The organism is Paracoccus sp. (in: a-proteobacteria), assembly GCF_047973135.1.
GTDB lineage: Bacteria > Pseudomonadota > Alphaproteobacteria > Rhodobacterales > Rhodobacteraceae > Paracoccus.
This window is the reverse complement of record NZ_JBKEBL010000251.1, coordinates 1-15,282: the sequence shown is the minus strand read 5'-3', so window position 1 is coordinate 15,282 and position 15,282 is coordinate 1. Positions and strand designations below refer to the sequence as shown.

Annotated in this window: 13 protein-coding genes; 5 read left to right on the top strand and 8 right to left on the bottom strand. The window is 63.7% G+C overall.

From position 1 onward, the window contains the following. From ACK5L9_RS18915 to ACK5L9_RS18895, 5 genes are all read left to right on the top strand, one after another. On the top strand, nucleotides 1-275 hold a 275-nt coding region (locus ACK5L9_RS18915; protein ID WP_416913008.1), incomplete at its 5' end, for a hypothetical protein. A gap of 238 nt (nucleotides 276-513) precedes the next feature. Further along, entirely contained in the window at nucleotides 514-966 is a 453-nt protein-coding gene (locus tag ACK5L9_RS18910; protein WP_416913007.1) for a c-type cytochrome, read from the top strand. A gap of 12 nt (nucleotides 967-978) precedes the next feature. Next, nucleotides 979-2,367 (top strand): cbb3-type cytochrome c oxidase subunit I, encoded by a 1,389-nt coding sequence (locus ACK5L9_RS18905; protein WP_416913006.1) that lies wholly within the window; start codon nucleotides 979-981, stop codon nucleotides 2,365-2,367. A gap of 3 nt (nucleotides 2,368-2,370) precedes the next feature. Next, a complete protein-coding gene (locus tag ACK5L9_RS18900) occupies nucleotides 2,371-3,183 on the top strand; it encodes a CbbQ/NirQ/NorQ/GpvN family protein (protein ID WP_416913005.1) in 813 nt (270 codons plus the stop codon). A 7-nt stretch (nucleotides 3,184-3,190) separates the two neighbouring features. Next, nucleotides 3,191-5,110: a nitric oxide reductase activation protein NorD gene (locus tag ACK5L9_RS18895; RefSeq protein ID WP_416913004.1), complete on the top strand. Its 1,920-nt coding sequence runs from the start codon at nucleotides 3,191-3,193 to the stop codon at nucleotides 5,108-5,110. Here ACK5L9_RS18895 and ACK5L9_RS18890 read toward each other — a convergent pair. From ACK5L9_RS18890 to ACK5L9_RS18855, 8 genes are all read right to left on the bottom strand, one after another. Then, entirely contained in the window at nucleotides 5,107-5,790 is a 684-nt protein-coding gene (locus ACK5L9_RS18890; protein WP_416913003.1) for a Crp/Fnr family transcriptional regulator, read from the bottom strand. The two genes, ACK5L9_RS18895 and ACK5L9_RS18890, sit on opposite strands and share 4 nt — an antisense overlap. A 243-nt stretch (nucleotides 5,791-6,033) precedes the next feature. Further along, nucleotides 6,034-7,593 (bottom strand): ABC transporter substrate-binding protein, encoded by a 1,560-nt coding sequence (locus tag ACK5L9_RS18885; RefSeq protein WP_416913002.1) that lies wholly within the window; start codon nucleotides 7,591-7,593, stop codon nucleotides 6,034-6,036. A gap of 20 nt (nucleotides 7,594-7,613) precedes the next feature. Beyond that, nucleotides 7,614-8,714, bottom strand: a complete 1,101-nt coding sequence (locus ACK5L9_RS18880) for a DUF917 domain-containing protein (protein ID WP_416913001.1) — start codon at nucleotides 8,712-8,714, stop codon at nucleotides 7,614-7,616. Beyond that, nucleotides 8,714-9,814 (bottom strand): DUF917 domain-containing protein, encoded by a 1,101-nt coding sequence (locus tag ACK5L9_RS18875; RefSeq protein ID WP_416913000.1) that lies wholly within the window; start codon nucleotides 9,812-9,814, stop codon nucleotides 8,714-8,716. The genes ACK5L9_RS18880 and ACK5L9_RS18875 overlap by 1 nt, the downstream gene beginning before the upstream one ends. Next, on the bottom strand, nucleotides 9,807-11,363 hold the full coding sequence (locus tag ACK5L9_RS18870) for a hydantoinase/oxoprolinase N-terminal domain-containing protein (RefSeq protein ID WP_416912999.1): 1,557 nt from the start codon (nucleotides 11,361-11,363) through the stop codon (nucleotides 9,807-9,809). The genes ACK5L9_RS18875 and ACK5L9_RS18870 overlap by 8 nt, the downstream gene beginning before the upstream one ends. Before the next feature lie 16 nt (nucleotides 11,364-11,379). Continuing rightward, nucleotides 11,380-13,056 carry a dipeptide ABC transporter ATP-binding protein gene (locus ACK5L9_RS18865; protein ID WP_416912998.1) on the bottom strand — a complete coding sequence of 559 codons (1,677 nt, stop codon included), beginning with the start codon at nucleotides 13,054-13,056 and terminating at the stop codon, nucleotides 11,380-11,382. 3 nt (nucleotides 13,057-13,059) lie between these two features. Further along, a complete protein-coding gene (locus tag ACK5L9_RS18860) occupies nucleotides 13,060-13,932 on the bottom strand; it encodes an ABC transporter permease (protein WP_416912997.1) in 873 nt (290 codons plus the stop codon). Beyond that, nucleotides 13,932-14,960: an ABC transporter permease gene (locus ACK5L9_RS18855; protein WP_416912996.1), complete on the bottom strand. Its 1,029-nt coding sequence runs from the start codon at nucleotides 14,958-14,960 to the stop codon at nucleotides 13,932-13,934. Before ACK5L9_RS18855 ends, ACK5L9_RS18860 begins: the two co-directional genes overlap by 1 nt. Nucleotides 14,961-15,282: the final 322 nt, after the last annotated feature.

Genomic DNA, 15,282 nt, shown 5'->3' with positions numbered 1-15,282 from the left:
CGGATCATCATCACCCTTCCGGCCTGCTGCCCGCGCAGGAAGCTTCTCACCTTGCTGTTCCCAGCCCTCGAGCCACCGTGTCCGGCCTGAAGCGAAACGCCCCGCTCATCCAGAAACATCAACCTGCACAACCTCACATGACGTTAGCGGCCCGAAAAAAACGGCCGCCGAAGTCCATTGTGTGGGTCAAACCGGAATGGGCGATGCCATGCCTACACGGTGCGATACCGCAGCTTCATGAATTATTGCGGCTAATTACTCTGATTTTACGCTGACAATCCGCAAATTCGATGATCCGATCAGTTTCCGCCCGCGATCGCCGCTCGGACCGCGTAAAACCTGCCGGAAGGGGTCTGTTCCCCAAGGCAGATACTCGCAGTGTCGCCCAAATATGGCCAGAGGGGATTGCCGCCGCTTTGTCGCAATCACCTGAACTTGACTTTCATCAATGAACGACTCGGCCCCGCAGGTCAGTCAGGGAATATCCGACAATAACAGACAAGGATTCGCGTCATGAGCGACGTCATGACCAAGAGCATGGCCCGAAACGTCTTTTATGGCGGGTCCATCTTCTTCATTCTGGTATTTGGCGCGCTGACGCTGCACAGCCATCTTTACGCCAGAAACAAGGCCATCGACCCGGCCGCGCTGACCGCCAGCGTGGCGGCGGGAAAGCATGTCTGGGAACGCAACGCCTGTATCGACTGCCACACGCTGCTGGGCGAAGGGGCCTATTTCGCGCCTGAACTGGGCAATGTGATGAAACGATGGGGCGTGCAGGACGATCCCGAAGGCGCGGTGGATGCGCTGAAATCCTGGATGCAGGCCATGCCGACCGGGATCGAGGGGCGCCGCCAGATGCCGCTGTTCGAACTGACGGACGAGGAATTTCGCGAACTGGCCGATTTCCTGCTGTTCACCGGCACGATCAACACCCAGGACTGGCCGCCCAACGACGCTGGCTGAGGGGGAATAAAGATGAGATACCAATCGCAACGCATCGCCTATGCCTATATCATCGCCGCGATGGCGCTGTTCGCCATTCAGGTGACTATCGGCCTGCTTCTGGGCTGGATATATGTCAGCCCGAATTTCCTGTCCGAGCTTTTGCCCTTCAACATTGCGCGGATGCTGCACACCAACAGCCTTGTCGTCTGGCTGCTGCTGGGGTTTTTCGGCGCGACCTATTACCTGCTTCCCGAAGAGGCCGAGCGTGACATTCATTCGCCTTTTCTGGCCTATCTGCAATTGATCATCCTTGTGGTTGGCACGCTTGGCGCGGTCGTGACCTATCTGTTCGACCTGTTCCACGGCAACTGGCTTTTGGGAACGCAGGGGCGCGAGTTTCTGGAACAGCCCACTTGGGTCAAGGCCGGCATTGCCGTCGCCGCCGTCATCTTCATGTATAATGTCAGCATGACGGCATTGCGCGGACGCCGCACCGCCGTCAGCAATGTGCTGCTGATGGGGCTATGGGGGCTGGTGTTCCTGTGGCTTTTCGCCTTTTACAACCCCTCAAATCTGGTGCTGGACAAGCAATACTGGTGGTGGGTCATCCATCTGTGGGTGGAAGGCGTGTGGGAGCTGATCATGGCCGCGATCCTGGCCTTCCTGATGCTGAAACTGACGGGGGTTGATCGCGAGGTGGTCGAGAAATGGCTGTATGTCATCGTTGCCACGGCGCTGTTCTCGGGCATTCTGGGCACCGGGCACCATTACTACTGGATCGGTTTGCCCGGCTATTGGCAGTGGATCGGCTCGATCTTTTCCAGCTTCGAGATCGTGCCCTTTTTCGCGATGATGTCCTTTGCCTTTGTCATGGTCTGGAAGGGCCGCCGTGACCATCCGAACAAGGCCGCTCTGGTCTGGAGCCTGGGCTGCACCGTTCTGGCCTTTTTCGGCGGCGGGGTCTGGGGGTTCCTGCACACGCTGCACGGGGTGAACTATTACACCCATGGCACCCAGATCACGGCGGCGCATGGGCATCTGGCCTTTTACGGCGCCTATGTCTGCCTGATCCTGGCGCTGGTCAGCTATGTCATGCCCATCATGAAGAACCGCGATCCCTATAATCAGGTGCTGAACATGGCGTCCTTCTGGCTGATGTCATCGGGGATGGTGTTCATGACGGTGACGCTGACCTTCGCGGGCGCGATCCAGACGCATCTGCAACGCGTGATGGGCGAATATTTCATGGATGTGCAGGACGGGCTGGCGCTGTTTTTCTGGATGCGCTTTGGCTCGGGCGTGCTGGTGGTGATCGGGGCCTATCTGTTCATCTATTCAGTCATGGTGCCACGCGGCGAGGTGGTCGAATCCGGCCCTGTTCAGCGCCACAAGGATGGCCATCTGGAGCCGGCGGAATAACCGATGAACGCGCATGTGAAACCGGACGAGGGGGGCGCGGATGACGCCCCTTTCTACCTGCCGCAGGGCGACGAGGTCGCCATGTTCGAGGCCGCCGCCGCCCATGATCTGCCGGTGCTGCTGAAGGGGCCGACGGGTTGCGGCAAGACCCGGTTCGTGGCCCATATGGCCGCGCGGCTGGGGCGGCCTCTGCACACCGTTGCCTGCCATGACGACCTGTCCGCCGCCGACCTGGTCGGGCGATACCTGCTGAAGGGCGGCGAGACGGTCTGGACCGACGGCCCTCTGACGCGCGCCGTGCGGGAAGGGGCGATCTGTTATCTGGATGAGGTGGTCGAGGCGCGCAAGGATGTCACCGTCGTGCTGCACCCGCTGACCGATGACCGCCGCATCCTGCCCATTGACCGCACGGGTGAGGAAATCGAGGCCGCGCCGGGTTTCATGCTGGTGGCCAGCTATAACCCTGGCTATCAGAACATCCTGAAAACGCTGAAACCTTCGACCCGGCAGCGGTTCGTGGCGATGGAGTTCGGCTTTCCCGATCCGGCGCTGGAAACCCGCATCGTTGTACGCGAAAGCGGGCTGGAGGCCGATCAGGTCAAGGCGCTGGTCCGGCTGGCGGGCAAGATCCGGGCGCTGAAGGGGCAGGATCTGGAAGAGGGGGTTTCGACCCGGCTGGTGGTCTATGCGGCGACGCTGATCGCGGGCGGGATGGGCATCGACCGCGCGATTCTGGCGGCGATGATCGAACCCTTGACCGATGACCCCGACACAAGGCGCGGCTTGCAGGATCTGGCCGTGGCCGTATTCGGCTGAGGCGCTCATGGCACCGGGCATCGAACCGTGGGAGCCCGAGGAAAGCGTCGGGCGCATCTGGCACCGATGGGCCAGCGGTTTCGACGCGCCCGAAAGCTTTGCCGATCAGGCGGTGACACTGGATCAGATCCGCGGGCGGCTGGCAGTGCTGTTCCGGGGTCTGGGCGGCGCGCCCTCGGTCGAGATCCGCGCCGCCGAACAACAGGTCTCGGGGCATCGGATAAGCTGGCGGCGACGGCTTGGCACCATGGCCGAGACCGTGCCGCATGCCTCGTTCGATGGGGAAATCCTGCGTCTGCCGCAGCGTCTGGACCTGTTGCCCGCACCCGAGGCGAATGCCGCGCTGTATCTGTGGCTGGCCGCCTGCGCCGCCCATTCCACGCCCGCGCCCCGCCATGACGACCCGCTGCATGCCGATCTGGCCCGGCTGGCCGCCAGCCGCCGCGCCGTTCAGGCGACACTGGCCGACGCGCCGGGGCTGAGGCCGCTTTACGACGATCTGTGCCGGATGGTGCTGCTTTTGCGCCCTGCCGCCGTGCTGCCCCGTGCCGAGGCGGCGGTCGAGGCGCTGGCCCGGCAGATGCTGGGCGATCCCGCTTTGCTGTCGCCCGACGCGCAGCGTTTTCTAGGGGAACCTGGCGGCGTCACGTCACCGCGCGGCTATCGCCCGATGCGACCGGTGCCGCTGTGGCCCGATGTCAGGGATACGGCGCGCGCCGGACAACCCGCCGCTGCGGGCGACCAGCCACAGGGCGAGGCCGCCGATCCGCGCATCCCGCGCATGTTGCGCGCCCGCAGGCGACGCAGCGATCAGGCGCAACGCCGCGACAGCCTGATCCTGCACAAATTCGAGGCGCTGCTGTCCTGGGCCGAGATGCTGAACCTGAACCGTCATGTCGATGATGACGACGAAGACGACGCGAAACAGGCGCTTGAGGATCAGGAAGAACTGGCCCTGGGCCAGATCAGCAAGGCCCCCGCGACGCGACTGAAGCTGCATCTGGATCTGGCCCCCGAGGATGCCGATCTTGAGGCGGTGGCGGGCGTTCTCACCTATCCCGAATGGGACGCGCGCCGGGGGAACTATCTGCCCGACCATGTGCGCGTTCTGGTGAATCCGGCCCCCGAGGATGGCGAGGACGGGCTGGCCAGCGATCCCCGCGCGCAACGCCGCATCCGCGCCGTTCGCCGCCAGTTCGAGGCCCTGCGCCCCGGCCGCGTCACCACCACCGGCCACCCGGACGGGGACGAGCTGGACCCCGATCTGGTCGTGCGCGCGGCGGCAGAGCTGCGTGCCACGGGCGAGGGCAATGACCGGATCTGGCGGCAATCGCGGCCTCTGGCGCGGCATCTGGCGGTGTCGATTCTGCTGGACGTGTCGCGTTCGACCGAAAGCGCTGTGACAGGCCGCGCGGTGATCGAGATCGAACGCGAGGCGCTGGCCGCGTTGGCCTGGGGGCTGGATGCCTGTGGCGACCGCTTTGCCATCAACGCCTTTTCATCGCTGCGCCGCGACCGGGTGTTCATCAGCGCCTGCAAGGATTTCGACGATCCGATGAGCCTGGCGGTCGAACGCCGCATCGCCGGGTTGCGACCGCGCTTTTATACCCGGCTTGGCGCGGGGATCCGGCACGCTTCGGCGGGGCTGGCGACGCAAGCCAGTCGCCGCCGGCTGCTGTTGGTCATATCGGACGGCAAACCTAACGATCTGGACCATTACGAGGGCCGCCACGGCATCGAGGACAGCGCCCGTGCGGTGCGCGAGGCGCGGATGGCGGGGCTGTCGGTTCACGGCATCACCGTGGATCATGACGGTAAAAGCTGGTTTCCCCGCATCTTTGGGAAGGGCGGCTTTTCCCTGATCCCGCATCCCGACCGCTTGCTGGCGGCACTGCCCGCGATCTATCGGCAACTGGTCGGCGGCTAATCCCGTGTCCCTGCCGCCAAGGCGCGCAACGCGGCGATATCGGCGATGATGGCGCGGTTGGTGTCGGTTTCGACGCCGTGGTTACGCAGCTTGGCGAAGGCGCGAGACAGGCTTTCGGGTTGCATGCCCAGATGCCCCGCCACCAGCCGCTTGTTATAGGGCAGCCGTACCTCGCAGGGGCCGTCATCGCGATCTGCAAGGCTGGTCAGAAACTCGGCCAGCCTTTCGATCCCGGTATGGGCCTTCAGCTTTTCGATCTGTTCGACAAGGCTTTGCAGATGCACGAAGGTCGAGGCCAGCAGGTCGATGGCAAATTCGGGGTTTTCCAGCAGGAATTGCCGCAACCTGCGCCCGTCGATCAGCAACAGGGTGCCGCCGGTGATCGCCTCGGCCGTGACCGGATAGGGCGCGCCGCGCAGCACCATCGCCTCGGCAAAGCTGCGACCGCGCCCGATGATGGCCACCACCGCCTCGTTCCCGCTGGGTGTCATGCGGATCAGCTTGATCGCACCGCTGATGACGATGAATACCGAGCGGGCGGTTTCGCCCTGAAGGAAAATCGTCTCGCCCGAGCGGAAGGATCTGCGCGATGCGCCCTGAAGGATTCGCGCGATCTGGTCATTGTCCAGCCCGTGCAGCAGAACGGATTTACGGGCTACTTCTGGAATTTGTTGGTTCATATCGGTCACTGAAAGTCAGGGGTTTGAAGGCACGGCACCGCCCGGAGGCAGGCCGGAAAAATTCACTGCCGAGACATGCCTGACCGTCGATCATGTGTCCGATCAGCGGCTAAGCCCTCATATCTCAACTAGGAACCCCGGCGGCAGCAATCAAGTTGCGGCGGTGTCGCAGACCGGCCGGACCGGGTGGCACGGCCTGCGGAAGCGCGCCCCGATCTTGCAGGACGCGCAGGCTTGCGTCAATCAGTCGCAGGACCAGAACATGTGCGAGAAATCAAAATCCCAGCTTTGCATCGGCACCCAGTAATAGCCCTTGAGGCATTTATGCATGGCCATGCGTTTCTGTTGCGCCAACAGCCAGACGGAACGCTGATCGTCGCTGAGCTTGCGATAGATATCCTGATAGATGCCGTTGCGCCTGTCGGTATCGACCTCGCCGCGCGACGCCTCGATCATGGCGTCGATCTCGGGATCCTGCACCCAGTCCATGCTGGCCCAGTTGCCCGCTGCGCCGGATGCGTATTGCACGTAATAGACCGAATCCGGCGAGGGATAGGTCGGGCCATAGAAAACCTGCGTGGAATTCGGCGTCGTCTCGACCGAGGTGGCAAGCTCGGTGATCCGGTTCCAGGGTTCGGGCTGGATGGTCACGTCAAAGCCGATCATGTCCAGCGTCGATTTGAACAGAAGTCCGATTTCCTCTTCGAAGGCGGTCTTGGAGACATAGGCATGGGTCAGCTTGATCGGCCCCTGCCCCGCATATTTCGATTGCGCCAGTTCGGCCTGCGCCGCCTCAAGGTCGAAAACCGGTTCCTTGGCATCCGCAGGCACCGCGCCTTCGAACACATCCGACAGCGGCCCGCGCATCGGTGCGCCGGGATAGATCACCTCGCGGATGGTGGCGTAATCCATGGCCATGGCGATAGCGCGGCGGACATGCACGTCGTCGGTCGGCGCGACCTGATTGTTCAGCTTGATATAGAACCCGGTCGCGGTCGGAAATTCCGCGATGTCATAGTCATCAAGCTGGTCAATTCCCTCATAGGTTTCGCTGGACTGATAGACCGAGGACATGGACAATTCGCCCCGCTGCGCCAGCGCGCGCACCGTCGCCTCGTCGCGGGTGATCACGAAACGGATTTCGTCGATGGGTTTCTGGTTGGGCCAACCCGCATGATAGCCTTCGAACCGTTCCAGCGTCATCTGCGCGCCGCGATCCCATTTGGCCAGGCTGTAGGGGCCTGCGCCAAGGGGATGATCGGCCAGATAGGTCTCGGCCCAGTCTCCGTCGCCAGCGGCCTTGGCGGCCTCTTCGTTGACAACCAGCAGCAGCGGCGTAACCGAGATGAAGGGCGCAAAGACCTTGGACAGCCTGATCTCGACCGTATGCGCATCTGGGGCGCTGATGGAATCGGGCGTGATCAGCCCCGCGAACAGATGCGCCGGACCCTCGTTCAGGGCCAGAAGGCGGTTCACGGAATAAACGACATCCGATGCCTCGACCGGGCTGCCGTCCTGAAAGGTGGCACCCTCTTTCAGCTTGAACGTATAGGTCAGGTTGTCGTCGGATACGGTCCAGCTTTCGGCAAGCTGGGGCACGACGGTGCCAGCGCCGTCAACCGTGGTCAACCCGTCATACAGGTTCACGGCGGCCATGTATTCGGTGTAATCGTTGATCTTGGCCGGGTCGATCGTGCCAAAGATCTGTACGGCGTTGACAGTGATCGCGACCTTGTCGTCCTGCGCCAGGGCGGGCAGCGCGGTCAGCCCGGCAAGCGCGGTGGCAGTCAGCAGTTTTCTCATCAATCGGTACCCCTTGTTGGTCAGTTTTTCTGTCTTGTCGCGGCCAGTATCTCGACTGGCGAAAATTCATGCGGATAGCCGAAATACCCCGGCCCGGCCAGGTCCAGCCCGGCGGGGCTGCGCCATTGCGGATCGGCGGGCAGGCCGATCAGCCGCAGGGCAAGGCCAAAGCGCAGGCTTTCGGTCGTGACCGGCAGCCCGCCATCGGCATCCAGCGCGCAGATCAGATCGGGGGTCAGCGCCATGGGGTTGCCATCGCCATCCTCAAGGCACAGAAACTCGTTCTGGAAGGACAGCACGAAATCGCGGCCCTGATCGGCATCCAGCCCGCGCAGCCGCGCGCGGCCCCGCGCAAAGCCGCCCGTGGTCGAACGCTCGATATCGACCACCCTGCCGGTGCACAGATCGACCCCGCCGCAGCGCGCGATCAGCGCGTCGCCGGGATGGCGATTGGCCTTGCGTTCGGCCTTGATCGTCTGGCCCAGTTCGCGGATAAGCCCCAGCGTACCGCGCAGGATGCCCGCCTTTACCTGCGCCCCGGTCATCGGATACAGCGCCACCAGCGCCGCGCCGCCCATCTCGACCGTCTGGGCGCGGGCCAGCCGTTCGGTCCAGAGGTTCGAGATGGTGTTCAGGACCGAACTGTTGCCCTTGTCATCGGCCAGTACCATCGGCGCGGCGGAAATGCCGTGCATGGTAAAGCTGACCATCTGCAATTCGGGAAAGGCCCGGCCCATGCCGTCGCCGTCGATCAGCGGCAGCCCGGTCGCCGCAGCCACGGCGAAGGGGATGGTCGAGTTCAGGCCCCCCGCCTCGATACAGATCAGGTAATCCGCCTTGCGGCCCAGATAGGTCTCAAGCGCGGACAGCGCGGCCATGGCTTCGGACCCGGCGGGCATTTTTTCGATCATGACGGTCGGCGCGCCCATCATGCAGACCGGCACGCACAGCGCGTCGTCGGGCACCCGTTCGGCATCCACCACCCGGACCTTGCCCGCATCGCCCATGGCCGCGCGGGCCATCAGTTTGCCGATATAGGGATCGCCGCCGCCGCCCGTGCCCAGAAAGGCCCCGCCCACAGCAATCGCATCCAGATCGTCCGGGCCGATGTCGAAACTCATTACCTGTCCTCCGCAAGGGGTCGATAGACCAGATCGGGATAACCGAATGCCGCCGGGCCGATCACGTCCAGCGCCTGCGGGGTGCGCAGCAATTCGTGGCAAGGCAGCGCCAGAACCGCGATGCGCTGGCCATAGCGCAGCATCTCGGTGGTGATCGGCAGGCCGCTGTCCAGATCCAGCACCACCACCAGATCAGGCACGCAGACCTGCATTTCGCCGTCGCGGCGGAAGATCAGGAATTCATTCTGGATGGTGATCTCGGCGGCCGAGCCGCGGCAATCGTCCAGCCCCTCGATGCTGGCCACGCCCACGTTGAAGCCGCGCGCGAAATGCCGTTTCAGATCGATGATCTTGCCCGAAAAGACATGCTTGCCGCCCTCGCGCGTGCAGATCGTGGCAATCGGGTCGTCATGGTTGCGCCGCGCGTCCATCACCGCGTGCCCCAGCCCGATGGCCTTGGTATAGCTGTCGGGGATGGCGTAACGCTTGAAGAACGCGCCGCTCATCGGGGCCGAGGCCAGAACCGAGGCCCCCCCTTGCGAGATCACGCAGGCGCGGGCCATGGTTTCGTGCCATTTCTCGGAAATCGCATGTTCGAAACAGACGGCGTTGCCATGCGGGTCGCACATCATCGAGGGCGTCGAGTGGTGGCCGTAAATCGCATAGGTGGTCATCTGCATTTCGGGAAAGGCCCGGCCCATGCCGTCGCCATCCACCACCGGCAGCCCGGCCAGCGCGGCAGTGACAAGCGGCTCCATCGAGTTCTGGCCGCCGATTTCCTCGCAGCCCACGGCATCGGCCTTGATGCCCAGCCGTTCCTCAAGCCCGCGCAGACAGCGCAGCCCCTCGCGGCCCTCTTTGATGCGTTCGATCGAGACAAGCGGCGCGCCGATTCCGCCCATGGCGATGACCTTTGCGTCGTCGTCCAGCGATCCGATGGGCAGCACCTTCAGTTCGTACCCCTCGCGCATGGTTTGCAGCGCCCGCAGCTTGCCCAGATAGGGGTTGCCGCCGCCGCCCGTGCCCAGAATGCCCGAGCCGATTTCAAGCGCGAGAATGTCGTTTTCGGTCAGGATCCACATATCGGTGGCGTCACGCATGAACGTCCCCCATCTCGCCTACCACCTTCAGGTGAATGCGGGTGGCATTGCCCGGCAGATAGGCCAGCGGCACATCCTCGCGTTCGATCACCGTCAGCGTGCTTTCCAGCGCGCCCGAGGCGATGGCGGCCTGACGGGCCTCGGTCTCGGCGGCGGCAAGGCATTCTTCGCGGCTTTTGCCCTCAAGCGCGAAAATGCGGTCCACTTCGCCCGAGATCTGGGCGATGGCGGCACCAACGGCATTGGCCACGGCGAAATTTTCGGGGCGGATCACCTGCAAATCTCCGATCCGGTCAGGCGCCAGAATGGAACCGCCGCCTACCGCGATCACCGGAATGGGGTCGGGGCTGATGCGGCTGCGCTCGACCGCGCTTTCCAGCATTTCCGCGATGCGGGTGCGGGCGGCCTGAACCAGCGCGGGGTCGATGCCCGCCACTTTCGACGCATCGCCAATCTGCGCCATACCTGCGCTGACGGCAATGTCGGTCGTGGTCAGCGTCGTGCCGCCAAAGCACAGCGCCTCGGTTGTCAGGCGATAGCCCACCGATTTCGGCCCGACCTTCAGATCCCCGACACCGCCCGAAATCATCGTGCCGCCCCCAAGCCCGATGGAAAAAACATCCGGCATGCGGAAATTCGTGCGCACGCCGCCCACATCGACGACCGTGGCGGCCTGACGCGGAAAACCGTGCTGCAACGAACCCACATCGGTCGTGGTGCCGCCGATGTCGATGACGATGGCCTCTTTCACGCCGGTCAGAAAGGCCGCGCCGCGCATCGAGTTGGTCGGCCCCGAGGCGAAGGTCAGCACCGGGAAGCGCCGCACCGTGTCGGCGGCCATCAGCGTGCCGTCGTTCTGGGTGACGAAGAACGGGCAGTTCAGCCCGGCATCGCGCAGCGCCCGGCCGAACGCCTCGACCGTCTGATCCGACAGGCTGAGCAGCGAGGCGTTCATGATCGCGGCGCTTTCGCGTTCCAGCAGGCCGATGCGCCCGATTTCGCTGGACAGGACGATGGGCAGGCCGGGGCAATGGTGTTGCAGGATCACGCGGGCGCGTTCTTCCATCTCGCGGTTGATAGGCGAAAAGACCGACGAAATCGCCGCCGCCTTGATGCCCTTGCCGCTGATCTCGCCCGCGATGCGGACCAGTTCGTCCTCGTCCAGAGGGGCGATCTCGCGACCGTCAAATTCATAGCCGCCGCGCAGCAGGTAACGGTGGCCGCCCACCATCTCGACCAGATCGGCGGGCCAGTCCACCATCGGCGGCAGGCAGGCTGTCGCGGGCAGACCCAGTCTGATCGCGGCGACCGGGTCCAGATGCCGGCGCTCGATCACCGCATTGGTGAAATGTGTGGTGCCGATCATCGTCACGTCAATATCACCGCGCGCCACGCCCGCCTGTTCGATCACGTGCTCCAGCGCATCGCGGATGCCGCTCATGACGTCTTCGGTGGTCGCGCTTTTGACCCCCGCCAGAACCTCGCGGTCACGCAGGATGACTGCGTCGGTATTCGTGCCGCCGACGTCGATGCCCAGTCTCAGAACCATCTGCTCTCCTTTCGTCTCATGCCGCCGAGGACACGAGGAACCTTTGTTTTTCTTCGGGGGTAACACGCGGTTTCGCGGCTTCCTCGGCATCGGTGATGACCGGGATCGCGGCGATCAGCGCGCGGGTATAGGGGTGCTGCGGATTGCCGAACACATCGGCAGGGGTGCCGCTTTCGACCAGCTCGCCCCGCAGCATGACGGCGATGCGCGAACAGAAATTCCGCATCAGCGACAGGTCGTGGCTGATGAACAGATAGGTCAGGCCCAGATCGTCGCGCAGTTCCTCCAGCAGCGCGATGACCCGTTTCTGCACCGACACATCCAACGCCGAGGTCGGTTCGTCCAGCACGATCAGCCGCGGATTGGCCGCCAGTGCGCGGGCGATGGCCACGCGCTGTTTCTGGCCGCCCGACAATTCATGCGGATAGCGCGACAGGAAATGCCGGGGCAGATCGACGCGTTCCAGCAATTCCTGCATCCGGCGGGGCTGATCGGCGCGATCCATGCCGGCAAAGTTCAGCGGCACCGACAGGGTCTGGGCCACCGTGCGCTTGGGGTTCAGCGAGGTGCCGGGGTTTTGATAGACGATCTGCGCCATGGCCCGGTCTGCCCGGCCCCCGGCCATCTGGTCCAGCGGCTGACCGTCAAGCGTGATACGCCCGGAACTGGGCCGCATGATCCCCATCACCATCCGCGCCACCGTTGTCTTGCCCGAGCCGCTTTCACCGGCCAAGCCGAAAATCTCGCCCTTGCGGATGTCCAGATCGACGCCTCGGACCGCCTGCGTCACCACATCGGCGCGCAGCAGGTGTCTTTCGGTGAAATTCTTGCCCACGCCCTCCAGACGCACCATCGTCTTGTCCGACCCGGCGGGCTGATCCTTGACGGCAGGGCCGTAAAGCGGCGGGATCGCCGCGATCAGTTCGCGCGCGTAATCGGTCTGCGGAGCGTCGAAGATCTGTTTCAGCGGACCATGTTCGACGATCTCGCCCTTGCACATGACATAGACGTAATCGGCGGTCAGCCGGACCACGCCAAGGTTATGCGTGATCATCATCAGCGACAGCCCCTCGTCGCGGACAAGCTGGTTGATCAGATGCAGGATCTCGTCCTGGGTAGTGACGTCCAGAGCGGTGCCGGGTTCATCCGCGATCAGCAGCGCGGGCCGGTTCATCAGCGCCAGCGCGATCAGCACCCGCTGCCGCATGCCCCCCGACAATTGCGAGGGATAGGACCGCATCACCCGGTCGGGATCGGCAAGCTGTACCTTGCGCAGCGTTTCGGCGATACGCGTCCGCCGCTCGGCCCGGCTGTGGCGGCGTCCTGCGCGGCGATCAGCCCAGTACAGCACATCGTCCAGATGCCGCCCGATGGTAAAGACCGGATTGAACGAGGACAGCGGATCCTGCATGACCACCGACATCTCGATGCCCTTCAGCGCCTCGCGTGCGCCGTTGGATTTTTGCAGCAGATCCTCGCCCCGCCACAGGATCTGGCCGCCATCGACCGAGGCATTGCCCGGCAGCGTGTTCAGCACCGCTTTCGAGGTCACGGATTTGCCCGATCCCGTCTCTCCGATCACGGCGACGCGCTGGCCCTGACCGATCTTCAGCGAAATATCCTTCAGCACATGCGAGGTCTGGCCATAGCTGGTAAATGACAGGTTCAGGTTGCGGATTTCAAGAAGGGGCATGGACTACACCTCGACGTCGAACATGTCGCGCAGGCCGTCGCCCAGCAGGTTGAAACCCAGCGTGGCGTAAAAGATCGCCAGCCCCGGTGCCAGCACCCCCCACCAGCGTTCGGGCAGGAATTGCCGCCCGTCGGCGACCATTGTGCCCAGATCCGGCGTCGGAGGCTGAACGCCCAGTCCCAGAAAGGACAGCGTGGCCCCGAACAGGATGATGAATGCCGCGTCCAGCGTCGTCTTGACCGAGATGACGGCAATGCAATTGGGCAGGATTTCCCGCGTCAGGATATGCCAGTGCGAGGCGCCCGCCAGACGCGCCGCCTCGACGAAATCCTCGGCGGCGACGGATTTCGACACGCGATAAACCAGCCGCGCATGCCAGGTCCACCACAGCAGCGCGATGGCGATCATGGCGTTGGTCAGGCTGGGGGTCAGCACATTGCCCACCGCCAGCGCCATGACCAGCGGCGGAATCGCCAGCATGACATTGGTGAACCCGGTGATCAGCGTTTCGACCCGCCCGGAAAAATAACCCGCCAGCAGCCCAAGCGCGCTGCCGACGGGAACGGCGATGATCAGCACCCCCGCCACCAGCAGCAAAGACACCCGAAAGCCGAACAGAACCCGGCTGAGAATGTCGCGCCCGACCTTGTCGGCACCCATCAGATAGGTGCCGTCGGGGGGCGCGTGCTTGTGGCGGAAATCGATCACCGCCCCGGCATGATCGGGAAAGGGTGCCAGCAGCGGCGCAAAGATTGCCACCAGCACGACCGAGGCCACCATCAGCGCCCCGATGATCGCCACCGGATTGGCGCGGAACCGCATCCAGGCCATTTGCCGCGCGGTGAGAACCTTGATCTCGGGGGTTGCGACGGACATCAGCGGCCCTCCTTCATGCGCAGGCGGGGGTCGATCATGCCGATGGCGATATCGACCAGCAGGTTGGCGATGACAAAGAAACAGCCCGACACCAGCACCACGGCCATCACCGCGTTCAGGTCTTTCTGCAAGATCGCCTCTAGCCCCGCCGAGGCAAAGCCGCCCCAGGAAAACACCATCTCGACCACGAAGGCATTGCCGATCAGCGAGGCAAATTCCAGCCCCAGAATGGTCAACGGCGCGATGGCCGACAGTTTCAGCAGATAGCGAAAGGTCACGACGCGGCCCGGCACGCCAAAGCTGCGCAGCGTCTGGACGTGATCACGGCGCTGATGCTCGATCATGGCGGACCGGGTGATGCGCATGATCTGCCCGATCCCGGACAGCGACAGGGCCAGCGCCGGAAACAGCAGATGGCGCAGCGCATCGGCGGTCACATCCAGCCGTCCGGTCAGCAGCCCGTCCAGCGTGTACAGCCCGGTCGGCCCCGAAAAGCCCGAATAGTCGCGCGAAATCCGGCCAAGGATCGGCCAGTCGGACAGGAAATAGGATGCCCAAAGCTGCAACAGGATCGCGAACAGAAAGCCCGGCATCGTCACCCCGATCAGCGACACCAGCCGCAGGACCGTGTCGATCCAGCCGTTCCGGTACCGCGCCGCCAACACCCCCAGCGGCAGGCCGAACAGCAGCATCAGTACCAGCGCCGCCAGCACCAGTTCCAGCGTGGCGGGCAGAAGGGCGGCGATTTCCTGCGCCACGGGCTTGCCCGAGATCAGCGAATTGCCGAAATCGCCACGCAGCGCGCCGCCAAGGAAATTCACGAATTGCAGCGGCAGGGGGTCATCCAGCCCCATCTCGCCGCGAAGTTGCGCGATCTGCTCGGGGCTGGCGGTCGGGCCAAGGGCGATCCGCGCCGGATCGCCGGGCACCACGCGGGCCAGCACAAAGATCATCATTGCCAGCACCAGCAGCACACCGGCAAAGCCCACCGCGCGCCTGAGCAGGAATTCCAAAAATCCCGATGTCATTCCGTCCGCTTCCCTGTCGTCCCGTCAGCTAGCCTAAAGGTTAACCGGCTCACCGAAAGTTCTGCAAGGGATTAACCCGAATTATGCATGAGGAGTTGGTGAGACTGGCTTAACTACTTGAAGAGCTGTAGTTTTATGGTTCCTACACCCAAAGCCGCAGTTCTTCAGGATGCCGAGCCTCACCATGGATGTTTCTACACCCTCTCGTCTGTGTTTGTCACCGGTCAATGGCAAGCAGGTCCTGCTCGGATTTGAGGGTGCCAACATGAGTTCCGACGCTGGGCTGATGCTGTTGCGGGAGATCGAGCGCCGTGAAGGTCTG